The sequence below is a fragment of the Cellulomonas algicola genome, assembly GCF_003851725.1.
GTDB classification, from domain to species: domain Bacteria; phylum Actinomycetota; class Actinomycetes; order Actinomycetales; family Cellulomonadaceae; genus Cellulomonas; species Cellulomonas algicola.
Window position 1 is genome coordinate 1 of record NZ_BHYL01000236.1, and the last position, 7363, is coordinate 7363.

The 7363-nt window shown below is 74.2% G+C and carries 7 protein-coding genes; 2 read left to right on the forward strand and 5 right to left on the reverse strand.

All coding sequences use genetic code 11. From position 1 onward, the window contains the following. The coding region (locus CTKZ_RS14720) for an AfsR/SARP family transcriptional regulator (RefSeq protein WP_443090079.1) at nt 1-387 on the reverse strand (387 nt) is incomplete at its 3' end. 204 nt (nt 388-591) lie between these two features. Here CTKZ_RS14720 and CTKZ_RS14725 point away from each other — a divergent pair. Together CTKZ_RS14725 and CTKZ_RS14730 are read left to right on the forward strand one after the other, a co-directional pair. Then, entirely contained in the window at nt 592-1614 is a 1023-nt protein-coding gene (locus CTKZ_RS14725) for an ATP-binding cassette domain-containing protein (protein WP_124343648.1), read from the forward strand. Beyond that, nucleotides 1614-2426, forward strand: a complete 813-nt coding sequence (locus tag CTKZ_RS14730; protein ID WP_124343649.1) for an ABC transporter permease — start codon at nt 1614-1616, stop codon at nt 2424-2426. Before CTKZ_RS14725 ends, CTKZ_RS14730 begins: the two co-directional genes overlap by 1 nt. Before the next feature lie 26 nt (nt 2427-2452). Here CTKZ_RS14730 and CTKZ_RS14735 read toward each other — a convergent pair whose 3' ends face one another. The 4 genes from CTKZ_RS14735 to CTKZ_RS14750 all read right to left on the reverse strand — a co-directional run. Continuing rightward, entirely contained in the window at nt 2453-3067 is a 615-nt protein-coding gene (locus CTKZ_RS14735; RefSeq protein ID WP_124343650.1) for an NUDIX domain-containing protein, read from the reverse strand. After that, nucleotides 3067-4737, reverse strand: a complete 1671-nt coding sequence (pyrG, locus tag CTKZ_RS14740) for a CTP synthase (protein ID WP_124343651.1) — start codon at nt 4735-4737, stop codon at nt 3067-3069. Before pyrG ends, CTKZ_RS14735 begins: the two co-directional genes overlap by 1 nt. A 79-nt stretch (nt 4738-4816) precedes the next feature. Next, a complete protein-coding gene (gene murJ, locus CTKZ_RS14745) occupies nt 4817-6484 on the reverse strand; it encodes a murein biosynthesis integral membrane protein MurJ (RefSeq protein WP_124343652.1) in 1668 nt (555 codons plus the stop codon). Further along, the coding region (locus CTKZ_RS14750; protein WP_235843500.1) for a hypothetical protein at nt 6481-7363 on the reverse strand (883 nt) is incomplete at its 5' end. The genes CTKZ_RS14750 and murJ, both read right to left, overlap by 4 nt.

Genomic DNA, 7363 nt, shown 5'->3' on the forward strand with positions numbered 1-7363 from the left:
GCGCCACAGGGCCGCGGCCTCGCGCGCCTGCGCGAGCGCCGCGTCCGGGTCGCGCACGAGCAGGGCACGGGCGTCGGCGGACGCCTGGCGGACGACCGACAGGTCCGACGGTCCGCCGAGCCGGTACCCGCCGTCCTGCGACTCGACGACCTGCGGGCTCGCCGCGGCACGCGTGCGCGAGACGACGGTCTGGAGCGCCCCTCGCGGGTCGGCCGGCGGGTCGTCGGGCCACAGCTCGTCCGCGAGCGCGCGCCACGGCACCGTCGCGCCGTCGGCGAGCGCGAGGGCGACCACGAGCGCGCGGGCGCGCGGCCCGCCCGGCGAGACGGACCGGTCGCCGGCGGCCACGAGCACGGGGCCCAGCACGGAGGCGACGACTGCGGGCACCGGACCACTCTAGGTCCGCGCGTGCGCGCGTCCGTCGCGGCGCGACGACGTGACCTGCCCGGACGGTCCGGCGGCACCCGGGCCGTCCGGCACGCGCTGCTGCGTGGCGTCGCCCTGCCCGCGGCGGCGGTCCGCACCGCCCTCACCGGCACGAGCAGGAGGAACCGGGACGAATGTGGGCGGTGGTACCTACGCTGCTGTGCCATGACCGACGCGATCACCGCCACCGGCCTGGTGAAGCGGTACAAGGACGTCACGGCGCTCGACGGCGTCGACCTCACCGTGCCGACCGGCTCGGTGCTCGGTCTGCTCGGCCCCAACGGGGCGGGCAAGACCACCATCGTCCGCATCCTCGCGACGCTGCTGCAGCCCGACGCGGGCTCCGCGACCGTCGCGGGCGTGGACGTGCGGACCCACCCGCGCGAGGTGCGTCGCCGCATCGGCCTGTCCGGCCAGTACGCGGCGGTCGACGAGTACCTCACGGGCTTCGAGAACCTCGACATGATCGGCCGCCTCTACCACCTGGGCGCGAAGAGGTCGCAGGCACGTGCGCGTGAGCTCCTGGCCGCGTTCCGGCTGGAGGACGCCGCCGACCGCCCGTCGAAGACGTACTCCGGCGGCATGCGGCGACGCCTCGACCTCGCGGGCGCGCTCGTGGCCGACCCGCCGGTGATCTTCCTCGACGAGCCCACGACGGGCCTCGACCCGCGGGGCCGCGCCGACATGTGGGAGGTCATCCAGGACCTCGTCGCGGGCGGCACGACGCTGCTGCTCACGACGCAGTACCTGGAGGAGGCCGACCTGCTCGCGGACGAGATCGTGGTCATCGACCACGGCCGCATCATCGCGCAGGGCACGTCGGACGAGCTCAAGCTGCAGGTCGGCGGCGAGCGCCTCGAGCTCACGGTGCGCGACCCCGCCCGGCTCGACGACGCGCGACGCCTGCTCGAGCCGCTCGGCGTCGGCGCGGCGACGCTCGACCACGGCCGCCGCTCGTTGCTCATGCCCGTCGACGGCGGCCCGAGCACCCTGACCGAGTCGCTGCGGGTGCTCGGCGACGCGGGCGTCACGCTCGACGACGTGGGCCTGCGGCGCCCGACCCTCGACGACGTGTTCCTCTCGCTCACCGGCAGGACGGCCGAGGACGAGGGCGACGGCCGCCCGACCGACGAGGAGCCGCCCGCCGGCGTCACGACCGGTCTGCGACCCACCTCCGGAGGCGAGTGATGGCCACCCCGATCGTGCTGTCCGACGCCTACGTCGTCGCCAAGCGGAACATCATCAAGATCAAGCGGGTCCCCGACCTGCTCGTCTTCACCACGCTCTCGCCCATCATGTTCGTGCTGCTGTTCGCGTACGTGTTCGGCGGCGCGATCGACGTCCCCGGCGGCGCGGACCCCGGCGCGTACCGCGAGTTCCTCATGGCGGGGATCTTCGCCCAGACGGTCATCTTCGGCGCCACCATCACGGGCGCGGGCCTCGCGGAGGACATCAAGAAGGGCATCATCGACCGCTTCCGCTCGCTGCCCATGGCGCCGTCCGCCGTGCTCACGGGCCGCACGCTGTCGGACGTCGTCAACAACGTCCTCGTGCTCGTCGTCATGAGCCTCACGGGGCTCCTCGTGGGCTGGGGCATCCACAGCTCGGTCGCGGAGGCGGCCCTCGGGTTCCTGCTGCTGCTGGTGTTCGCCTACGCGATCTCGTGGGTGATGGCGTGGCTCGGCATGCTCGTCCCGAGCGTGGAGGTGTTCAACAACGCGACGTTCATCGTGATCTTCCCGCTGACGTTCGTGGCGAACACGTTCGTGCCCCTGAACACGCTGCCGGCGCCGCTGCAGACGTTCGCCGAGTGGAACCCGGTCTCCGCCGTGACCCAGGCGTCGCGCGAGCTGTTCGGCAACATCCCGCCGCAGGTCCCGCCGCCGGACTCGTGGCCCCTGCAGCACGCCGAGCTCTACACGCTCATCTGGGCGGGCATCTTCCTGCTCGTGTTCATCCCGCTCGCCAACCTGCAGTACCGCCGGTCGGCGAGCCGCTGAACAGGAACGCCGCGTCGTGTCGTGCGTCAGGCGGGCGACACCTCGGTGAGCGTCGACCAGTCCCGGGCGCGCGCGGCCGCAGCCGCCAGGACCCCGGAGACCGTCGTCGGGCTGTGCAGGCGACCCGCGAGCACCGCGTCCACGGCCTCGTCCAGCGGGACCCACACGGGCACCATCGCCGCCTCCTCGTCGACCCGCTCGTAGCGGTCGATGTCCGGGACGGGCGACAGGTCGCGCGCGAGGAACACGACGATCCGCTCGTCGGACCCGCCGGGCGACGAGAAGAACTCCGTGAGCCGCCACCACGAGCCGGCGACCAGGTCGGCCTCCTCCGCGAGCTCGCGCGCCGCGGCGACGACGAGGTCCTCGCCCTCGACGTCGAGCAGACCGGCGGGCGGTTCCCACAGCTCGTGCCGCACGGGGTGCCGGTACTGCGACAGCAGCAGCACCCGGTCCTCGTCGTCGAGCGCGATGACTGCGACCGCGCCGGGGTGGTCGACGTACTCGCGCAGCACCTGGCTGTCACCGAGGTCGACGACGTCCCCCGCGAGGTCCCAGACCTTGCCGTGGTGGATGACCTCGTGCGAGACGACCGGCCGCGGTGCGTGCCGGTCCTCCACGGGACCCGTCGGGCCTGTCATCAGGCCTCGTCGGTGCGCTGCTCGAGGGCCGCGCCGACGAGCCCCGCGAACAGCGGGTGCGCGCGCGTCGGCCGCGACTTGAACTCGGGGTGCGCCTGCGTCGCGACGAAGTACGGGTGCGTCTCGCGCGGGAGCTCCACGAACTCGACCAGCGACGTGTCGGGCGAGACGCCCGAGATGACGAACCCGGCCTCCTCGAGCTTGTCGCGGTACGCGTTGTTCACCTCGTAGCGGTGCCGGTGGCGCTCGGAGACCGTCTCGCTGCCGTACGCCTCCGCGACGACCGAGCCGGGCGTGAGCCGCGCCTCGTAGGAGCCGAGCCGCATGGTGCCGCCCAGGTCGCCGGCGCCGCCGACGATCGCGAGCTGCTCGGCCATCGTCGCGATGACGGGGTACGCCGGGTTCTCGTCGAACTCGGACGACGACGCACCCTCGAGGCCCAGCACGTTGCGCGAGTACTCGATGACCATGCACTGCAGACCGAGGCAGATGCCGAGGGTCGGCACCCGGTTCTCGCGCGCCCAGCGCAGCGCGCCGAGCTTGCCCTCGATGCCACGCACGCCGAACCCGCCGGGCACGAGCACCGCGTCCACGCCCTCGAGCGCGAGCCGGGCACCCTCGGGGGTCTGGCAGTCGTCGGACCGGACCCACCGGATCACGACGCGCGCGTCGTGGTGGAAGCCACCGGCGCGCAGCGCCTCGGTGACCGACAGGTACGCGTCGGGCAGGTCGATGTACTTGCCGACGAGCGCGACCTCGACCTGGTGCGCGGGCTGGTGCACGCGGTGCAGCAGCTCGTCCCACCCGGACCAGTCGACGTCGCGGAACGGCAGGCCGAGGCGCTGCACGACGTACGCGTCGAGCCCCTCGGAGTGCAGCACCCGCGGGATGTCGTAGATGCTCGGCGCGTCCTTCGCGGTGACGACGCCCTCGACGTCGACGTCGCAGAACAGCGCGATCTTCCGCTTGGTGCCCTCGGGGACGTCGCGGTCTGCGCGCAGGACGATCGCGTCCGGCTGGATGCCGATGCTGCGCAGCGCGGCCACCGAGTGCTGGGTGGGCTTCGTCTTGAGCTCGCCCGACGGGCCGATGTACGGCAGCAGCGAGACGTGCAGGAAGAAGACGTTGGAGCGGCCGAGGTCGTGACGCACCTGGCGCGCGGCCTCGAGGAACGGCAGCGACTCGATGTCGCCGACGGTCCCGCCGATCTCGGTGATGATCACGTCGACGTCGTCGCTCGCCTGCGAGCGCATGCGGGTCTTGATCTCGTCGGTGATGTGCGGGATGACCTGCACGGTGTCGCCGAGGTACTCGCCGCGGCGCTCCTTGGCGATCACCTGCGAGTAGACCTGGCCGGTCGTCACGTTGGCGGAGCCGACGAGGTCGACGTCGAGGAACCGCTCGTAGTGGCCGACGTCGAGGTCCGTCTCGGCGCCGTCCTCGGTCACGAAGACCTCGCCGTGCTGGAACGGGTTCATCGTCCCGGGGTCGACGTTCAGGTACGGGTCGAGCTTCTGCATCGTGACCCGGAGGCCACGGGAGCGGAGGAGGCGGCCGAGGCTCGATGCCGTCAGGCCCTTGCCGAGGGAGGAGGCGACGCCCCCGGTGACGAAGATGTGCCGGGTCGTGGAGTCCGACCGCCCGGAGAGTCGATGCGCGCGCTCTGTCACGGGCTTCCAATCTACCCGACGCGGCGGTCGGTCTGGTCAGGCGCGCGGGGTGAGTCCCGCCACGCAGGGCGTCCGGATGTCAGTCGGTCGGATCAGGAGCGGCCGGCACGGCGGCCGCCGCGGGGACGGGCTCGCGCTCGACGCGCACGACGTCGGTGAGCGTGCGCCGGTCCAGGACCGCGAGCGCGCCGCCGAGGACGACGAGCGCGACGACGCCGCCACCGGCCGCCGCACCGACCGCGGCCCCGACGTCGTGCCCGACGAGCGAGCCGACGGCGTCGACGACCCACCGACCCGCGAGCGCCGCCACGACGCCGGCGGCGACGACGACGACGGTCGTCCGGCCGAGACCCGCGACCGACGTCCCGCCGGCGGCCCTCGCGAGCGCGACGACGGCGGCGACGCCACCGACGAGCATCCCGACGCTCCCCGCGATCGCGACGGCCGCGAGCGTGCGCGCGAGGTCCTGGCCGTCGGGCACGAGGACCACGGCGAGCGCGACCGACCCGACGGCGGCGGTCGCCCAGCCGATCACGTTGGCCGTCACGGCCGCTCGTCCGCGCTCGAGCGCGTACAGCGCACGCGACACGTGGAACATCACGGCGAAGCCGACCAGGCCGGGCATCATCAGCGTGATCGTCGGCGCCATCGCCCCGATGCCGGAGCGGTCCCGTCCGATCGTCCCGAACACGTCCGCGACGGCAGGGGCGGCCGCCGCGACGGCTGCCGCGCCGACGCCGGCCGCGGCGACGACCGCACGCGTCGTGGCGGACGCCATCGACGCGTACTCGCCGAGGCGACCGTCCTTCGCGCGGGCCGCGAGCCGCGGGAACGTCGAGGTCGCGAGCGGCACCACGAGCACCGCGTACGGCAGCAGGTACACCTGCTGGGACCACACGTACAGCGAGAACGTCCCGTCACCGCCGCGCCAGGACGCCACGAGCATGACGACGAGGGTCGTGAGCTGCTGCGCGACGAGCGACCCGACGCCGGCGAACGCCAGCGCGGCGAACGGCCGTGCGACCCCCGGCGGGAACCGCAGCGTGGGCCGGAGGCGGACACCGAGGCGGTGCACGGGCCAGAACATCGGCAGGGCCATGACCGCGACGCCCGCCGTCGTGCCCCACGCGAGCACCGTGAGCGCGGTGTCGCCCGCGGCCGCGGGGTCGTTCAGCTCGCCGCCCGCGAGGTGGCCGTAGGTCGCGTACACCGCGATCACGACGACCGACGACATCACGGGGGCGAACGCCGGCCAGAAGAACCTCTTGTGCGCCTGCAGCACCGCGTACAGCAGCACCGCGACGCCGTACAGCGGCACCTGGACCGCGAAGACGGTGACGAAGTACCGCAGCAGGTCCCGCTGCGGGTCGGCGAGGTCGGGCCAGACGGCCGCGATCGGTCCCGCGAGCGCCGCGAGCAGCGCCCCGAGCGGCACGAGCACCGCGAGCGTCCACCCGAGCGCGGCCGACGCGACCGCGTCCACGTCCTCGCGGAGGTTCTTCGCGACGGGCAGCGCGAGCAGCGGGACGAGCGCGCCCGCGAGCGCGCCTCCCGCGGCGGCCTCGAACAGCACGTTCGGCAGCAGGTTGGCGGAGTTGTAGGTGCTGCCGATCGCGCCGACGCCGAACGCGCTGGCCTGCACGAGGTAGCGCCCGAACCCGAGCACGCGGCTCAGCACGGTGATCGCGGCGATCATCGCCGCGGCACCGCCGAGCCCGCCCAGGACGCGGCGAGCGGTGGGGCTCACCGCGGTCCGGTCGTCGACGACGCCGCGCCCTCGCCCGTCCCGTCACGGCCGTCGGGGCCGGCTCCCGCGGCCGTGCCGCTGGTCGGGGACGCCGGCTCGGCGTCGGGCACCTCGTCGGGCGCCGCAGGACCGGTCGTGGCTGCCACCGGACGCCGTCCCCACGCGTCGATCTCGCGCAGCACCGGCGTGCGCTCGATGACCTGCGTGAAGCTGACCTTCTCGCTCGCGAGCGTGAGCGCGGTGACGACACCGAGGGCCGCCCAGCGCACCGGTCGCGGCGCGGCGAGCACGAGCGCCGTGCCGAGCGTCGCGCCCAGGGCGTTCGCTCCCCCGTCGCCGAGCATGTCGTGCTCCGCGAGGTCCTGCTCGCCCGCCGCACCCGCGGTGCCGAGCACACCGGCCGCAGCGCCCGCGCCCGCACCGCCCGCGACCGCGAGGGGTGCCGCGACGAGCGACGCCGCCTTGAGCGCACGGCCCGGGCGCAGGTCCAGGAGGTTGAGCAGGTTCGCGCTCGCGGCGACGAGCGCTCCCGAGACGGCGACGTCGACGGCCCAGCCGACCGCGGACCGGCGTGCACCCGACGCGTCACGCCCGGGCGTCGCGACCGCGGCCGCGACGAGCGACGCCGCCCCGATCCCGAGGACCTTGAGCCCACCGGTCGTGAGCTCGCCGCGCGACAGCGCACCGAGGTGACCGCGCAGCCCCTTGCGGCGGACCTCGGTGTCCTCGGTGAGGTCGTCGATCACGCCGAACGCCGCGCCGGCACCCGTCGCGACGGTGAGCGCGACCGCGGCGCGGGCCGACGGCGCCCCGACGATCCCGCCCGCGAGCAGCCCGGCGGCGACCGCGGGGCCCTCGAGCATGCTCACGGGCTCACCG